The following is a 14966-nucleotide window of genomic DNA, read 5'->3' as shown; positions in this document are numbered from 1 at the left end:
TCTGCACCACGGCGGGGATCAGACGGGCCGTCCGCCGCGCCGCATATAGTCGGCACGTGTCCATTCGAGCGCCACGCCAACGCGTTGCGTACCCGGCCGGATCTTCGGCTTATGCACTGCCAGGGTCAGCGTACCGAGCGCCGGCCACTCACGAAATGAGAGGTCGGCAAGCTCGGCCGCCAGCGTCTCCAGAAGCCGTGTGTGCGGCTTGCTTGAGAGGTACGCCGTTACGCGTGCGCAGTAGCTTTCGTAGTTGATCCAGTCGCTCTCTTCGCTCGGCTCGCAACCGTAGCCAAGACGCGCATCGATCACGATAGGCTGCGGGGCCGCGTGTTCGTGTGGATGAATTCCGATCCGGACAGGCACGGTCAATGCATCGACGAACACGCTCCAACCCCGGCCAGGCAGGAGCGGTACATCGACCGCGGCAAGCGATTCGCTAAAGGCGGTGTCGATGGGTTTCATGCCGTCAATGGCGCGGCCGCGTCGAGCATGATGCGCACGAAGTAGTCGGCAAAACTACGCCGGACGACGATCTCATACACATCATTGCCGGTCGGAACCAGCACGATCGACGCCTTGAAGTAATGCGACTGCGCACACTGCCCGGGCTTGAATACGCGCGGATGCAGGTCGAGCGGGCAACCGCGGGCCAGGACATCCCGCACGCAATGGCCGCTGATCTCGACCACGGTGTAGCCACTGCCGACATCCACGGCCGCAGCGTACGAACCCCGCACGGCCTCGGCCAGCTTTGCCTCCAGCACCCCCGCCTGTACCGGCCCGATCGAGCGCACAAGCCATTCGTCGGGGCCAAGCCATAGCACGTCGTACTCCGTGCTGCGCGCCACCGTATTGGGATCGGCCGGGGGCCGGCAACCCACCACCCCCTGGAACGCGGCAACGAACGCCGGATCGTTCAGGTCGCCGCGCACGTTGACCAGATCGAGAAAGGGCCGCTCGCGGAACGCAAACTTTTCGGGTGCACGGTTCTGCCGGGTCTTCAGCAGGTCGACCGCGCCAATAAACGGCGATTCAAGTCGTGCGCTCGCAATGTTGCTCATCTGCGCTTCAGTTCTGGATTCATTCCACATGTTGGCGCACCCCTTCCGTATCGTAGAAAACCGGGCTGGAAACCTTCGCGGTGACGCGCTTGCCATTGGCCAGCGGAATCACCACGCTTTCGCCCATCTTGTTCAGGCCACCCTTGACCACTGCCAGCGCAATCGAACGGTTCAGGATCGGGCTGTAGTAGCTCGAAGTCACGTGGCCGATCATCGGTGTCGGTTCCAGCGCGGACACCTGCGTGCCGTTGGCGATAATCTGCGCCCCTTCGGGCAGCACAAACTGAGCGTCGTCGGTCAGCAGGCCGACAAACTGCTTGCGACCCTCCTTGGCGGTATCGGCGCGCGCAAGCGACCGCTTGCCGAGGCAGTCCTTCGTCTTGGCGACCATACCGCCCATGCCCAAGTCGTAAGGGGTGATGGATCCATCCGTGTCCTGGCCGACGATGATGTAGCCCTTCTCGGCACGCAGCACGTGCATGGTTTCGGTGCCGTATGGCGTGATGTCGAACTCGGCACCCGCCGCCATCAGCGCTTCCCACACAGCGCGGCCTGCATTGGCCGGCACATTCACTTCGTAGGCCAGTTCGCCCGAGAAGCTGATCCGCATCACGCGCGCCCGGGCGCCCGCCACAGTGCCGTTCCGGTAGGTCATGAACGGGAATGCCCCGTTGCCGAAGTCGATGTCCTGGCAGACCTTTTGCACCACCTTGCGGCTGTTCGGGCCAACCACCGCGAACGTCGCCCAGTGATCGGTGACGGACGCGAGCCGCACCCTCATGTCGGGCCATTCCGTTTGGAGCCAGCGCTCAAGCCAGGTCAGTACGCGAGCCGCGCCACCGGTGGTGGTGGTCATCATGAAATGCTGATCGGCCAGGCGCACTGTCACACCGTCGTCGAACACCATGCCGTTCTCGTCGAGCATCAACCCATAGCGGCACTTCCCCACTTCGAGCTTGCCCCACGGGTTGGTGTACATCCAGTTGAGAAGCTTCACAGCATCCGGCCCCTGGATGTCGATCTTCCCGAGGGTGGAGGCATCCAGAATGCCAACGCTGTTGCGCACCGCGAGGCATTCCCGCTTGACAGCCGCGTGCAGGTCTTCGCCCTTCTTCGGGAAGTACCAGGGGCGCTTCCAGTTGCCTACATCTTCAAACAGCGCACCGCGCTCGGCGTGCCATTCGTGAATGCAGGTCTTGCGGACGGGGTCGAGAAAATTGCCCAATTCCCGCCCTGCGAACGTGCCGAACGACACCGGTGTGTAGTTGGGCCGGAACGTGGTCGTGCCGGTTTCCGGGATCGTCTTACCAAGCGCCTGCGCGAGAATGGCCATCCCGTTGATATTACCGAGCTTGCCCTGATCGGTGCCGAAGCCCATGGCCGTATAGCGTTTGACGTGCTCGACCGATTCGAAGCCCTCGCGCGCGGCAAGCAGGATGTCGGTCACCGCAACGTCGTTCTGGAAATCGACGAACTGCTTCGGCCCACGTGTTGCAGAGTTGGTATCCCCGATGAGCCACAGTGGTTGGAGCGGGGTCTCCTTCACGTCGGTCACCTTGGGTGCAACAGGGCGCTGCGCAGCCGCGAACCCGGCAATCTTTGCCGCCTCGGCGCCTGCGTCCACGGCAAGCTTCAGGGCCTCTGCAAGCGCGAACTTTCCAGCCGCAGCGCCCACGCTCACTTCGGCTTGCATGGGCTTGCCGGGTACGAAACACGCCTTCCCATCGTCCCACTGCGCCTTTCCGCCCGATTGGGCGAAGAGATGCAATACAGGACTGAATCCACCCGACGTCGCGACAATATCGCAGGGCAGCGTTTTGATCTTCTCGCCGACTTTGCCGCCGTTGTAAGCCGCCACGTCGGCCGCCGACACGCGCATCTGCGCCGGGGCTGCCATGACAACGCCACCGCTCGTGTTTGAGTACGAGACAACATCGACCGACGATACGCGCCACTTGCCGGAGGCCGTGGTGACGACAGCGCCGTTCATCACAACCACGCCTTGCCGTTTCGCTGCGGCCGGCAGTGCACCCTCCGAAGACGCTCGCGAATCCACCACCGTGACCTTCGCACCGCACGCCTTCAGATCCAGCGCGGTTTGATATGCGCGATCGTTGTTTGTGAACACAACGGCTTCCCGACCGGGCAACACACCATAGCGATGGATGTATGAGGAAACAGCCCCGGCGATCATCACGCCCGGAAGATCGTTGTTACCGAACACGAGCGGGCGCTCGTGCGCGCCGGTCGCCAGGATGACGCGCTTGGCGCGAACCTTCCACAGCAGCTCGCGCGTGCCCTTGCGCATCGAAATCGGCAGGTGGTCGGTGAGGCGCTGCGTCACCGTCAGGAGGTTGTGATCCTGATACCCGAACGCCGTGCTGCGTTTCAGGATGGTCACATCGGGCAGTTTGCGCAGTTCGGCCTCGATCTTCTCCACCCATTGCAGCGCGGGCTTGCCGTCGATCTCTGCGCGACACGAGAGCAGGCTCCCGCCCAGCTCGCGCTGATCGTCCACGAGCATCACACGCGCGCCTGCCGTGGCCGCTGCATATGCAGCAGCCAGACCGCTTGGGCCACCGCCCACCACCAGCACATCGCAATGCGCATAGCACTTGTCATAGCGATCGGCATCGCGCATATCAGGCGCCTTACCCAGACCTGCCGCCCCGCGAATCTTCTCTTCGTATTTCGGCCACATTTTGCGCGGCCACATGAACGTCTTGTAGTAGAACCCGGCCGGCAGAAAGCGCGAGAACTTCTGATTGATCGCATAGCGGTCGTTTTCCAGCGAGGGCTCCGCGTTGACGCTGCTGGCAACGAGACCCTGGTACAGCTCGACCTCCGTCGCACGCGCGTTCGGCACGCTGTAGGGGCCGGCCTCAAGCTGCACCACTGCGTTCGGCTCTTCCACGCCTGCGGTCATGATCCCGCGTGGGCGGTGGTACTTGAAGCTGCGCGCCACAAAATGCACGCCATTCGCCAGCAGCGCCGACGCGAGCGTGTCGCCCTGGAACCCCTGATAGGTACGGCCGTTGAACGTGAATGTCAGCGGAATCGCACGGTTGATACGGCCCCCCGTACCGAGACGGTCTTTCTGGCTCATTTGCTCGCCCCTTCTTGCTTTGCGTTGACATCGGGTTGACTGCCAGCCTGGCCAGGCTGGGCACCAACAAATTTTTCGTAGCCCTTGATGTCGTATGAGACGGTATCGCGAGCGACCTTGAACCAGCGGCGGCAGCCCTGGGTGTGCAGCCATTGTTCACGCGCAACGCCACGCGGGTTCTCACGCATGAACAGGTAGTCGCCCCATTCGCGATCGGTCAAATTTTCGGGTTCGAGTGGACGTGCGATGTCAGCCTCGCCCCCGCACGAGAACTCGGATTCGGCGCGCGGCCCGCACCACGGACATTCGATCAGCAACATGGTTTTTCCTCGTGGTGATGGCAATCAATGGGCGACGGCGGCGGCGCCGTGCTCGTCGATCAGGTGGCCCGTGTAGAAGCGATCGAGCGCAAATGGAGCGTTCAATGGGTGGGGCTCATCGCGCGCGATGGTGTGTGCGAATACCCAGCCTGAACCCGGTGTCGCCTTGAAGCCGCCCGTGCCCCACCCGCAGTTGAAGTACAGGCCCTTCACATCGGTCTTGCCGATGATTGGGCAGGCGTCAGGGGACACATCGACAATGCCGCCCCACTGGCGGTTCATGCGCACGCGCGAGAACACCGGGAACATCTCGACAATGGCCTGCAACGTACTCTCGATGACATGGAAGCTGCCACGCTGCCCAAAGCCGGTGTATTGGTCGATACCGGCGCCGATCACGAGATCGCCCTTGTCGGACTGGCTGATGTAGGCATGCACGGCATTCGACATCACGACCGTATTGACCACCGGCTTGATCGGCTCCGACACCAGCGCCTGCAGCGGATGGCTCTCGAGCGGCAGGCGGATGCCGGCCATGTCGGCCAGCGTGGTCGTGTTACCAGCGGCAACCACGGCCACCTTTTTGGCCTTGATAAAGCCCTTCACGGTCTCCACGCCAACCACCGCACCGCCTTCACGCCGAATGCCCGTCACCTGGCAGTTCTGGATGATGTCAATGCCGGCCCGATCTGCGCCACGCGCAAAACCCCACGCTACCGCGTCATGCCGCGCGACACCGCCACGGCGCTGGAACGAGGCACCCAGCACCGGGTAGCGCGCGTTCAGATTGATCGTCGGCTCGATTTCCTTGATCTGGGCGGGCGTCAGAAACTCAGCGTCAACGCCGTTGAGCCGGTTTGCATTGACGCGACGCTCGGTATCACGCACGTCCTGCAGCGTGTGGGCGAGGTTCATCACGCCTCGCTGGCTGAACATCACGTTGTAGTTCAGGTCTTGCGACAGCCCTTCCCACAGCTTCATCGCCTTTTCATAGAGCGCGGCCGATTCGTCCCACAGGTAGTTCGAGCGCACGATGGTCGTGTTGCGGGCTGTGTTGCCGCCACCGATCCAGCCTTTTTCCAGCACCGCGACATTGGTAATACCGTGCTCCTTGGCCAGGTAGTAGGCAGTGGCAAGACCATGTCCGCCGCCGCCGACGATCACAACGTCGTACTCGCGCTTCGGTTCCGGGCTCTTCCACTGCCGCTCCCAGTTCTCGTGATACGAGAGGCCATTTCGGAACAGGCTGAATATCGAGTAGCGGCTCATTTTGAATAGACCTCTTCGTTAGCATTCGATAACGTTCACAGCCAAACCGCCGCGCGACGTTTCTTTGTATTTCGTTTTCATATCGGCACCGGTCTCGCGCATCGTCTTGATGACGGAGTCGAGTGACACGTAATGCTGGCCGTCGCCCTTGAGCGCCATGCGAGAGGCGTTGAGGGCCTTGATCGCGCCCATCGCATTGCGCTCGATGCATGGAATCTGCACCAGCCCTCCGACCGGGTCACAGGTCATACCGAGGTTGTGTTCCATGCCGATTTCAGCGGCGTTCTCAACCTGATCGGGTGTACCGCCCATCACCGCAGCAAGCGCGGCCGCCGCCATCGAGCAGGCCACGCCCACCTCGCCCTGGCAGCCGACTTCTGCGCCGGAGATCGACGCGGTCTCTTTGTAGATGATTCCGATCGCCGCAGCGGTCAGCAGGAATTCGACGATGCCGTTGTCGTTCGAGCCCGGCACGAACTTCACGTAGTAGTGGAGGACGGCGGGAATGACGCCGGCGGCGCCATTGGTCGGCGCGGTGACGACACGCCCGCCCGCTGCGTTCTCCTCGTTGACGGCCATCGCGTACAGGTTGACCCAGTCGAGCATCGAGAGCGGGTCGCGCAGCGACTCTTCCGATCGCGAGCGCAGACGTGTATTCAGCTCAGCCGCACGGCGCTTCACGCGCATCGGGCCAGGAAGCTCTCCCTTGGCCCCACAACCGCGCTCCACGCACGCCGCCATCGTTCGCCAGATGGTCAGCAGGCCGGCACGAACCTCGTCAGGAGAGCGCACCGTGCATTCATTGCGGAACATCAGTTCAGCGATTGACAGACCGTGCAGGCGGCACTGCCGCATCAGGTCGTCGCCAGTGCGGAATGGATACGGCATCTCGGCCGTCGCACGCACACCGTTCACGCGATCGCCATCGCGGTTCACGACAAAGCCGCCGCCGACCGAGTAATACTCCTTCTCGACCAGCAGCTGGCCGTTGTCGTCGAACGCCTGAAAGCGCATGCCGTTCGGGTGCACGATGCTGGTGCCGCTCATCAACTTTCGATAGAAGCCGATGTGCTCTTTCTCGTCGAAACGGATGGCATGCCTACCAAGCAGCGACAGCGACTTGGCCGCCCGGATTGCGGCAAGGCGCGACTCGATCAGGTCAGGGTCAATCAGATCCGGCAGGTTCCCCTCCAACCCCAGCAGCACGGCCTTGTCGGTGCCGTGACCCTTGCCGGTCGCGCCGAGTGACCCGTACAGTTCCACCCGCACGTGCTTGACGAACGCCAGCAGGTTGGTGTCTTCAATATGCGAGGCGAAGCGGCACGCGGCAATCATGGGCCCGACCGTATGCGAGCTGGACGGCCCGATGCCGATCTTGAATAAATCGAAGACGCTGACGTTCATCTGGTCGCCTTTGCGGATAGTCGCGTTGAATGACGTTGGACGTCAGTACAGCAAAGGTCGAAGTGGATCGATAGAACAAAAACGGCATTGGCATGGGATGCTGCCGCCAACTGCATCCGGCATGTCGGCTGCGGGCGCTTTGACGATGATTTGTGGCGGAAATCGACAAGTCCGCGTGCGGCAAATGAGCGACGCTGAGCCCATTGAAGCTTCACAACGCTGCTTCCTCCTGCGGTTGTGGTGTGCGCTGCACCAACGACCGCCGTGCCGGGAGTCGCCAACTTGACTTGCGGTGATGAACTCTGACGTGCAGGCTTCGCCCCTCTCCGAACCGGCACCCAAACGCATCCGGTTTGGCATCGTGCTGCTGCCGAACTTCACGCTGACCGCGTTCTCGGGGTTCGTTGACATGCTGCGCCTGTCCGCAGATGACGGCGACTACAGCAAACCAGTGCGTTGCGCGTGGAGTGTGATCGGGGAAACGCTTTCCCCCGTGCGCGCAAGTTGCGGGATCCAGGTCACGCCGTGGGAAACCTTCGACGAGGCCGAGCCTTTCGACTACATCGTCGTCGTGGGAGGGCTGCTGCATTCAGGACCGCAGGCCAGTCAAAAAACGCTGGAGTTCATCCAGCATGCAGCCGGCTCCGGTGCAACACTCGTCGGTATTTGCACCGGCGTGTTTTCGCTGATGCGCGCGGGCGTGCTCGACGGACATCGCACGTGCGTAAGCTGGTTCCATTACTGGGATTTCATTGACCGGTTTCCATCGGCCGACCCGAATCTTCTGATTGCGGACCGGCTATTCGTGATCGACAGACGGCGGATCACGTGTTCCGGTGGACGGGCGTCGATCGACGTCGCCGCGGCAATCCTGCTGCGCCACTTCGATCACGCGACCGTGCAAAAGGCCCTGCGGATACTGCTTGTGGGCGAAATGCAAAAGGGCAATGCGCCACAGCCGCAACCGACAGGTCTCGAACCCGCAACACATCCAAAGGTCAAGCGCGCCATCCTTCTGATGGAACAGCACATTGGCCGCGCATTGCCATTGGAGGAACTCGCCCGCAAGCTTGACCTGTCAGCCAGGCAGCTTGAACGACTGTTCAAAGCCGAAACAGGCAAGAGCCCGCAGACATTTGCGAAGCAGATCAGGCTACGCACAGCCGCCTGGCTACTGACAAGTTCAGACCGCGGGGTTGCAGACATCGCGTTCAGTTGCGGCTTCGCTGACGCCTCGCATCTGGGCCGCGAGTTCCGTAAGCAGTTCGGTATGCCGCCGGCAGCCTACCGAGACAAGGGCACAAATCCAGACGACCCCGCGCGCCATGATGGCGACGTCGCTACAACGCCGGAGTCGGAGGGCGATTTGATCTCGCTGGCGCAACATGTCATGCCCGGCCCGTCTCCCGCTGTCAGTGCGCTATTGCTCGCCACCCATCGAGTTCCGGAGATGCGCTAGCCCTTGGGCGTATTTCCGCCGCGGCCAGACAAAAACTCTGTACCAAGGAACGCCCGTTAGCGCGGCCGCCTGGCGGCACGACGGCCCGTGGACGCCTCGAACCAGAGCGCGGGGTGACTGGCTGCTCCGTCACGCACGGGCCCTCGGACGCTACCTGTTGCCGCTGGATTTATCGCTGGACTGAGCAGGTGTGGCGGGCTTCGGCTGGGCCTTGCGCTGCCCAAACAGCTTGCTGGACAGGGTGCCGGACTTTTTGGGAGCAGAAGCAATACCCGCCTTCGCATCCATTTGCTGTTTCAGTCGCTCCAGATGCGCGCGCGTGTCGTCGGGTCGCGAACGCGGCGGTGACATGGCCAGCATGTCGGCAAGCGACGGAGATCGCTGCTCGCGCGGCGGGACGGTAAGCGGTTCGCGGTCAGCCTCTTCGTGCGCCGGCTCGATTTCGGATCGCGCACCTTGCACGCTCTGATACAGCGGCGTGCCCGATGACCCCTGGCGCTGCATCGGGCGAGGCGATGGAGGCACGCCGGTTGGGACATGAGTCGCCGCCGGAGGCTCTGGTGTGCTCTGATCTTCCTTCAACTGCGCTTCATACTCCTTGAGCAGCTTGGCGTCGATCGTATCGAACACGATCTGCCGCTCGACCTTGAGCCCGGTGTTCTGCGTCAAGCGCAGCCCCGCGTTGACGTTGAATCCGTCAGCCTCACTGTATTTTTCATAAGCGCGCAAGCCAATCGGCATCCAGGAGTTGGGGGCGTTGATCGTCTTGGTGTATGACGCGGCGAGCTGCTCGTGCAGCTTTGTCTCGCTTTGCGGCGTCACCAGCGAAAGCTGCTGCAGATGGTTGAGCGTTTTCGCAGCGTCCGCGGTGAGTGCCCGGCGCACAAAGAAGGCGTTGTATGGGGTGTCCAGCAGACGCGCGGTATCGAGATTGTCATTGACGGCCTTGAGCCCCTTTGCTTGGCCGCCATCCGGATCGTTCCGGTGCGGATAGGCAAAGAACTTGACCCACTCCTGCTTGGTGGCTTCGACATACCGGGCGTAGTCGTGGAAGCTGTCGAATTCGAAATCGGCCACAGACTTTGTCGGCAGCACATTGTCCCGATCGATCGCCAGGCGCAGCTTCACGTTCGTGCCGCGCTCCTTGACCACCGCGCCACCACCGAACAGATCGGCCGAGGTGTTGCCGATCGTGCCCGTCACTGCTGACGTAGTGAGCCCAAGATTGATCTTGTGCCGGCTCAGTTTTTGCTCGCGCAGGTTAGCAATCCGGTATGTGCCGGTGGCGTCGAGCTGCTTGAATGTCGACAGCCATTGCTTCTCGAACGAGTAGCCGAGGCTGGAGCCGAGCGCACCTGTCTCCTGCCTGCTCGCGCGGTGTTGGCTGGGGTTCAGCAGCTTGCTGACGGATATGCCGATTCCCACTGACATCTCGCTGCGATGCGCGCGCGTCTTCTGGTTGATCCAGCTGATCGAAAGATCGTGCTCGGCGTAGAACTCGCTGGCAAAGGCGTGGAAAAGCGCATCGGCATCTGGCATGCCTTCGGGAGATCGGCGCCGGGCATCCGCGGCCGAGAACATGAAGTCGGTGACGCGCGAGAACAGCGCGCGGACTTCCGCATCTTTAGCCGCCGTCCGGCGCGGGATGCGGACCATGATGCCGGTGGCGTCCGTGCGCTCGTGCTCGTACGGATTCACATCAACGTTGGCGCCAGTGCGGCAGCATTTGAACAGCTTGGCGCCAAAGAAACAGCCCGCGCCGATGCGCCCACGGTGCCGCTTTTCCGTGCCGATAAACAGCTCGGCAGCGTGCACAGGGTACGACATGGAGACCGCCGCTTCACGCCCCTTCTCATAGCGCAGATCGACACGGGCATTGCCGGCAACCGGAACGCCAAGCAGCCGCTTCTTCGCTTTGACGAGCGCCTTGGTAATGCCCTTGGTACTGAAGCCGCCGGTGGTGCCGCGACTGAACCGGACCGTGTTGCCACCGGGAATCGTCTTCAGGTAGTCCACCAGCATGGCGCGCACGCTGTGCTGCGATCGGTCAGCCGGGGCCAGCGGCGGCGCCGTGGCAATTTTCCGGGCGGCTTCCATTGCCTTCTGAAACGGTTCGGCCCGCTCGACATTGAGGAAGTTCGCAAGCGCATGCAGGTCTTCAAAGCCAAGGCGGACATTGCCAAGATGCTGCCTGACGCTTGCAATCGCCTGTTCAAGGGCCTCCGGAGAGCCCGACGTCACCTTGTGTGCGGCGTCTTCAGTGAACCTGCGAATACGCTGCTCGACATCTTCCGGCAATGCTGCGGGCGAGAGTTCGCGGCCCAGCACGAGTTGATGCCCCTGGCGGGCGGCCTTGTGCTCGGGCAACCAGTCTTCAAGCGCGACGCGCAGGGCGATCCACTGGCAATGGGTGTCGCTCAACGCATTTGGGCGATGGGAAGTCCCTTCCCCGGCTTCAGTCTCTGCCGGCGGGGTGCTACCGCAAAGGTGCTCCATTTCAACAGCGACGGCCTGCACCACCTCGTCGACCGCCGGTTTCGCGAGCTCAGCCAACAACGCTTTCTGCTCGTTCGCCAAGACCGCGCGATCGCCCTGCGCCATGCCATTGCGCGCGGCGGAGAGCGGCGATTTGTGGTTGCTTGGCAATGTCGCGCGCCGGTCGTTGTCCATGCGGTCGACCCATGCAAGCGACTTGAACAAGCGAGCCTTGAACTGGCTCAATTCGGAACCCGGTGCATCGTCAGTGAAGCCGTTGCGCCACGCGACCAGATCACTCTTTTCAGCGGCGCTCAAGGTTGCCGGACCGACACCGTGGATGAGCTTTGCGCTTGCATCGCTCACGCGCTGGGCGAAGTTCGTCGCGCTCGACACGGCCTCGTGCGGAGCGAGCCGCGCTGCAATCAGCGCCTCCGGCGTGGGCTTGGCCTTCAGCGCGGTGGCAATCGCAGCGCCGGCTTGCAGATGGACGCGCAGGTTGCCTTGATCCGTGGCGCCAAGATTGCGGTTGCCCGTGGCGGCGAGCATGGCCTCGAAATTGCCGGTGGTCGCGGCATGCTGTAAAGCGCCCCACGCAACGGCCCGCCCCGATTCGGCATGCTTGAGCTGCTGGTCGTGTGCGTGCAGATGAGCCGGCGTCGAGACAGCCGCAATCATCGCCTCCTGCGCGTCGCGTATTTTCTCGACGGTGTGGGCGGAGACTTCAACCGCACCCTTTTGCCCGTGCGCAGGCGGTTGCGAGCCGATTTCATCGGCCACCGCTTCGAGCGTGGCCAGGCATGCGGCAGCCGCCTCGGCGTTGTGCGCATCGAACTGCGCGTGGCTCTCGCGCACCCCCGGCCAATCGGCGAGGGCCTGCGGCGCATGTCGTGCCGCCCCCCGCATGCTGATGGGGAAATCTCGCACCGTCTGGATGAAGGCCTGCAGCGCCTTGACATCGATTGCGTGGGATGGTGCCGACGAAGACTCACCGCCCGAACCGGCGCCCGTGGTGCACCGATTTGCCATCAAGGCCTCGCGCGTCTGCTCCAGCGCGCGCCGCAGTGCAAGGATATGAGAGTCGCGCGATGTCTCGGAATGCGTTTTCGCGTTACCGATTTCGGCACCCAGGTCCGCATGCTTCAGATAAGAAAAGACGTCGCCATTGAGCGTTGTGGCGTTGCCCGGATCGAGACGCTCCTTGGCCGACACGAGCGCCAGCGATACCGCCATGGCAACGGCTGGCGAATGTGCCGCGGCCATCTCCCGGACTCCCGCAACGAATGCCTCAGGTTCGCTGCTGACTTTCGCAGCCAGCGCTTGCCCTTGCGTCGACTCCCAGTAGGCAATGACATCATCGACGTGCTGCAGCGCCTGCGCCGGTTGCGGCTGACCGCCGTGGAGACTGGCGCTGGCATTGGTGATCGCAGAAATCTGGGTGCGCAGCCCCGTCATTGCCTGGTTGAGCGCCTGCTCCGTTCTACGTGCCGAACCAGAAGGACTACCGGGTTGCGGCGCGTCACCGCGCGCGGCGGCCATCCGCGCCGCAGATTGCTTGACGTGCGCGAAATCACGCAACGTGGTCGGTCTGCCGGCCCGCGAGTGCGCGCTGAACGGCGTGTTCCAATCGAGTCGACTCGCGCCGTCCTTCGTTACGCAGCTGAATGTGCTTTTGACTTGCGCACGCAATGCCTTGCCCACCCGCTTCACTACACCGACGTTGGTCTGCGGTGTGCCCGGCAGTGCAGGCGGCGCCGGGGGTGCCTTCTTCAAGCCGGCAAGTTCGCCACGCTGGCGAGACGCCTGTCTGGCAGGCGTGGATGGCGTATTTGTCTCGCCGGTCACCGCCTGTGACGACGAAGGTGTAGAGACAGAGGCACCGGACGAGATGCGGGGCAGTTTGAGTGGCATGGGTCAGCAGAGCGCATTGAACCAGGTTGGAACGCGTTCAAGTCTGCTTGCCCCACAGTGGGGCCGGCGTACACCATCCGAATGCGTGGCATCCAAAGCGAAGCTTGTCGAGCCATCGAGGTTGGACGAGCAACCCAGCGGTATTCAGTCTCCGTTTGAATGCTTCGATCTGAAATCACGCTGTACCACTGACAGCATCGTCAGGATGCATCGGGCATGTATGCACAGTTCATGACCAGCCGCTGTCATCTGGATTGGCTGCACGTCACGATTCACCAACGGAACGCTCGCCCACTTCTCCAACGACTGTATTTGCCTGGACAGGGCCGGTTGTGAAAGACAGCGCTTGCGTGCGGCGTGGGAAAAACTTCGTGTTCCCTCAAGCGCAATAAGTGCCTCCAGCCATTTCATTTGCATCGTCGAAACAAACTGCGCCAGTGATGATCAGGGAATGGGGTCTCAAGCAGAAACGGAAACGCATTCCGACGGCGTCTCACTGGCCAAAGCCAGTTTCTCGGGCTGGGCCAGGCCCACACAATGTCGCGCCAGCACGGCGGTGGGATCCACCAGCACAACGGATTTGCCGTTGGCCAGCGCAAACGCCGTCGTTTCTCCGTAGATGAGCGGCAGTTCGGTGCAGCCCAGGATGATCACCTTGGCGCCGGCCAGTGCAAGGTGCTCGATCGCCTCACGCAACGCCTCGCGACATGCGCCGTCGACATAGCCGGCCTTCACACCATGCTCGCCGTAGATGGCAGACATAACGCGTTCCTGGAACGGTTCCGAGGGCGTCATCAACGTGATACCGGCTGCCGTGGCAGCCTCGTGATAGACGCCGCTTGCGATCGTGCCGGAGGTCGCCAGCAATCCCACCGGCCGCACGGTGCCGTACTGCGAACGGATAAACGCGATCGTTTCTGTCAGCATGTTCACGATCGGGATCGCCAAGTAAGGCTGAATGTCCTGGACGAACGCGTGTGCCGTATTGCATGGGATAGCGATTGCGCTGGCGCCCTCAGATTCGAGCCGCTTGCACGTCGCGTAGAGGCTGACTGTCGGGTCAGCCTCCTGATGCAGCAAGTGTGCGGTGCGGTCTGGAATCTGAGGGTTCTGCTCCACGACCATCTTGATGTGGTCTTGGTCTCGGCTCGCTGGCGTGCTGCGTACAACTTTGTCCATGAAATCAACCGTGGCTGCCGGGCCGACACCGCCGACGATACCCAGCTTGAATACACGGCGTGGCCCCGATGCAGTGAATGACACCGCGTGCTCGGCATAGATGGCGTTGCCGTCGAGCACTGGGTAGCCGCGGCGCTGCAGCACCTGGCAAACCAGCGACAGCTCAGTCACCCCCGGAAGGATCCACTCCACGCCCTGTCGCTGCAGGCTTTCGCACGCATGCGCCAGGTGCTCGACGGCGTGACCTTCCAGCTTGCCTGCCTTGACACCGTCCTCGCCGTAGATGGCGTTCATGACGAAGGCTTGGTCGAGGCCGCCGGGATAGACGATGTCGTAGCGATCTGCAAAGTACCGCTCGAACAAGCCGGATCGCCGCACAAAATCCGACGCGACCACACCCAGCACGGCCCCTTTTGTGGCGATGCGGTCCACGTGCCGCCGCAACGCCGCCATCATGTCGACAATGGGCACAGTCAGCTCGCTCTGCAGTTCCTCGCGGAAGGTGTGGCTGGCGAAGCATGGCAGCAGGATGGAGTTCACTTCTCGCTGCGCAAGCGACTGGCACATCTGGAACACATACAGCTTGCGTGCTGTCATGCTGCACGTCACATTCAGCGGTGCACGTACATCCCGAAATGGATGCTGCTCGAATAGGAAGTGGAAGGCATCCTGCTCCGCCAGCACGGGCTCGCTACGTACCAGTTTGAAGAACAGATCGGCTCCGGCCAGCGACCCGAGTCCACCAATCACGCCAAATGTGTGCTGTTTCATGGTTGTCC

General features: G+C 62.4%; 11 protein-coding genes. 2 read left to right on the top strand and 9 right to left on the bottom strand.

Annotated features, from left to right (window positions below; translation table 11 throughout):
• Window positions 1–18: 18 nt before the first annotated feature.
• From ACEN9T_RS06385 to ACEN9T_RS06360, 6 genes are read right to left on the bottom strand one after another with little or no spacing between them, the layout of a single operon-like run.
• On the bottom strand, window positions 19–465 hold the full coding sequence (locus ACEN9T_RS06385; protein WP_413705835.1) for a dihydroneopterin aldolase: 447 nt from the start codon (window positions 463–465) through the stop codon (window positions 19–21).
• A complete protein-coding gene (locus ACEN9T_RS06380) occupies window positions 462–1094 on the bottom strand; it encodes a sarcosine oxidase subunit gamma (RefSeq protein ID WP_092976924.1) in 633 nt (210 codons plus the stop codon). Before ACEN9T_RS06380 ends, ACEN9T_RS06385 begins: the two co-directional genes overlap by 4 nt.
• Window positions 1084–4170 carry a 2Fe-2S iron-sulfur cluster-binding protein gene (locus ACEN9T_RS06375; RefSeq protein ID WP_413705834.1) on the bottom strand — a complete coding sequence of 1029 codons (3087 nt, stop codon included), beginning with the start codon at window positions 4168–4170 and terminating at the stop codon, window positions 1084–1086. Before ACEN9T_RS06375 ends, ACEN9T_RS06380 begins: the two co-directional genes overlap by 11 nt.
• Window positions 4167–4490 (bottom strand): sarcosine oxidase subunit delta, encoded by a 324-nt coding sequence (locus ACEN9T_RS06370; protein ID WP_092976919.1) that lies wholly within the window; start codon window positions 4488–4490, stop codon window positions 4167–4169. The genes ACEN9T_RS06375 and ACEN9T_RS06370 overlap by 4 nt, the downstream gene beginning before the upstream one ends.
• Before the next feature lie 24 nt (window positions 4491–4514).
• Window positions 4515–5759, bottom strand: a complete 1245-nt coding sequence (locus ACEN9T_RS06365) for a sarcosine oxidase subunit beta family protein (RefSeq protein WP_092976916.1) — start codon at window positions 5757–5759, stop codon at window positions 4515–4517.
• A gap of 18 nt (window positions 5760–5777) precedes the next feature.
• On the bottom strand, window positions 5778–7163 hold the full coding sequence (locus ACEN9T_RS06360; protein WP_413705833.1) for an L-serine ammonia-lyase: 1386 nt from the start codon (window positions 7161–7163) through the stop codon (window positions 5778–5780).
• Window positions 7164–7458: 295 nt separating this feature from the next.
• Here ACEN9T_RS06360 and ACEN9T_RS06355 point away from each other — a divergent pair, with 295 nt between their 5' ends.
• Entirely contained in the window at window positions 7459–8622 is a 1164-nt protein-coding gene (locus ACEN9T_RS06355) for a GlxA family transcriptional regulator (RefSeq protein WP_413705832.1), read from the top strand.
• A gap of 150 nt (window positions 8623–8772) precedes the next feature.
• Here ACEN9T_RS06355 and ACEN9T_RS06350 read toward each other — a convergent pair whose 3' ends face one another.
• Window positions 8773–11493 carry a hypothetical protein gene (locus ACEN9T_RS06350; RefSeq protein WP_413705831.1) on the bottom strand — a complete coding sequence of 907 codons (2721 nt, stop codon included), beginning with the start codon at window positions 11491–11493 and terminating at the stop codon, window positions 8773–8775.
• A 222-nt stretch (window positions 11494–11715) separates the two neighbouring features.
• Between ACEN9T_RS06350 and ACEN9T_RS06345 the strand changes: the two genes are divergently transcribed.
• Window positions 11716–12951 (top strand): hypothetical protein, encoded by a 1236-nt coding sequence (locus ACEN9T_RS06345; RefSeq protein WP_413705830.1) that lies wholly within the window; start codon window positions 11716–11718, stop codon window positions 12949–12951.
• 201 nt (window positions 12952–13152) lie between these two features.
• Here ACEN9T_RS06345 and ACEN9T_RS06340 read toward each other — a convergent pair whose 3' ends face one another.
• Both ACEN9T_RS06340 and ACEN9T_RS06335 read right to left on the bottom strand, forming a co-directional pair.
• Window positions 13153–13419 (bottom strand): LysR family transcriptional regulator, encoded by a 267-nt coding sequence (locus ACEN9T_RS06340; protein WP_392397901.1) that lies wholly within the window; start codon window positions 13417–13419, stop codon window positions 13153–13155.
• A 48-nt stretch (window positions 13420–13467) separates the two neighbouring features.
• Window positions 13468–14958 carry an aspartate/glutamate racemase family protein gene (locus ACEN9T_RS06335; RefSeq protein WP_253535622.1) on the bottom strand — a complete coding sequence of 497 codons (1491 nt, stop codon included), beginning with the start codon at window positions 14956–14958 and terminating at the stop codon, window positions 13468–13470.
• Window positions 14959–14966: the final 8 nt, after the last annotated feature.

It is taken from the genome of Ralstonia sp. Ralssp110 (assembly GCF_047325135.1).
Lineage (GTDB): Bacteria > Pseudomonadota > Gammaproteobacteria > Burkholderiales > Burkholderiaceae > Ralstonia > Ralstonia mojiangensis.
Note: the sequence above shows the minus strand (reverse complement) of the source record. Positions and strands in the feature narration are given on the sequence as shown.

Coding starts and splice junctions, on each gene's coding strand:
- ACEN9T_RS06385 (WP_413705835.1), bottom strand. CDS start 465: ATGAAACCCATCGACACCGCCTTTAGCGAATCGCTTGCCGCGGTCGAT.
- ACEN9T_RS06380 (WP_092976924.1), bottom strand. CDS start 1,094: ATGTGGAATGAATCCAGAACTGAAGCGCAGATGAGCAACATTGCGAGC.
- ACEN9T_RS06375 (WP_413705834.1), bottom strand. CDS start 4,170: ATGAGCCAGAAAGACCGTCTCGGTACGGGGGGCCGTATCAACCGTGCG.
- ACEN9T_RS06370 (WP_092976919.1), bottom strand. CDS start 4,490: ATGTTGCTGATCGAATGTCCGTGGTGCGGGCCGCGCGCCGAATCCGAG.
- ACEN9T_RS06365 (WP_092976916.1), bottom strand. CDS start 5,759: ATGAGCCGCTACTCGATATTCAGCCTGTTCCGAAATGGCCTCTCGTAT.
- ACEN9T_RS06360 (WP_413705833.1), bottom strand. CDS start 7,163: ATGAACGTCAGCGTCTTCGATTTATTCAAGATCGGCATCGGGCCGTCC.
- ACEN9T_RS06355 (WP_413705832.1), top strand. CDS start 7,459: ATGAACTCTGACGTGCAGGCTTCGCCCCTCTCCGAACCGGCACCCAAA.
- ACEN9T_RS06345 (WP_413705830.1), top strand. CDS start 11,716: ATGCTTGAGCTGCTGGTCGTGTGCGTGCAGATGAGCCGGCGTCGAGAC.
- ACEN9T_RS06340 (WP_392397901.1), bottom strand. CDS start 13,419: ATGAAATGGCTGGAGGCACTTATTGCGCTTGAGGGAACACGAAGTTTT.
- ACEN9T_RS06335 (WP_253535622.1), bottom strand. CDS start 14,958: ATGAAACAGCACACATTTGGCGTGATTGGTGGACTCGGGTCGCTGGCC.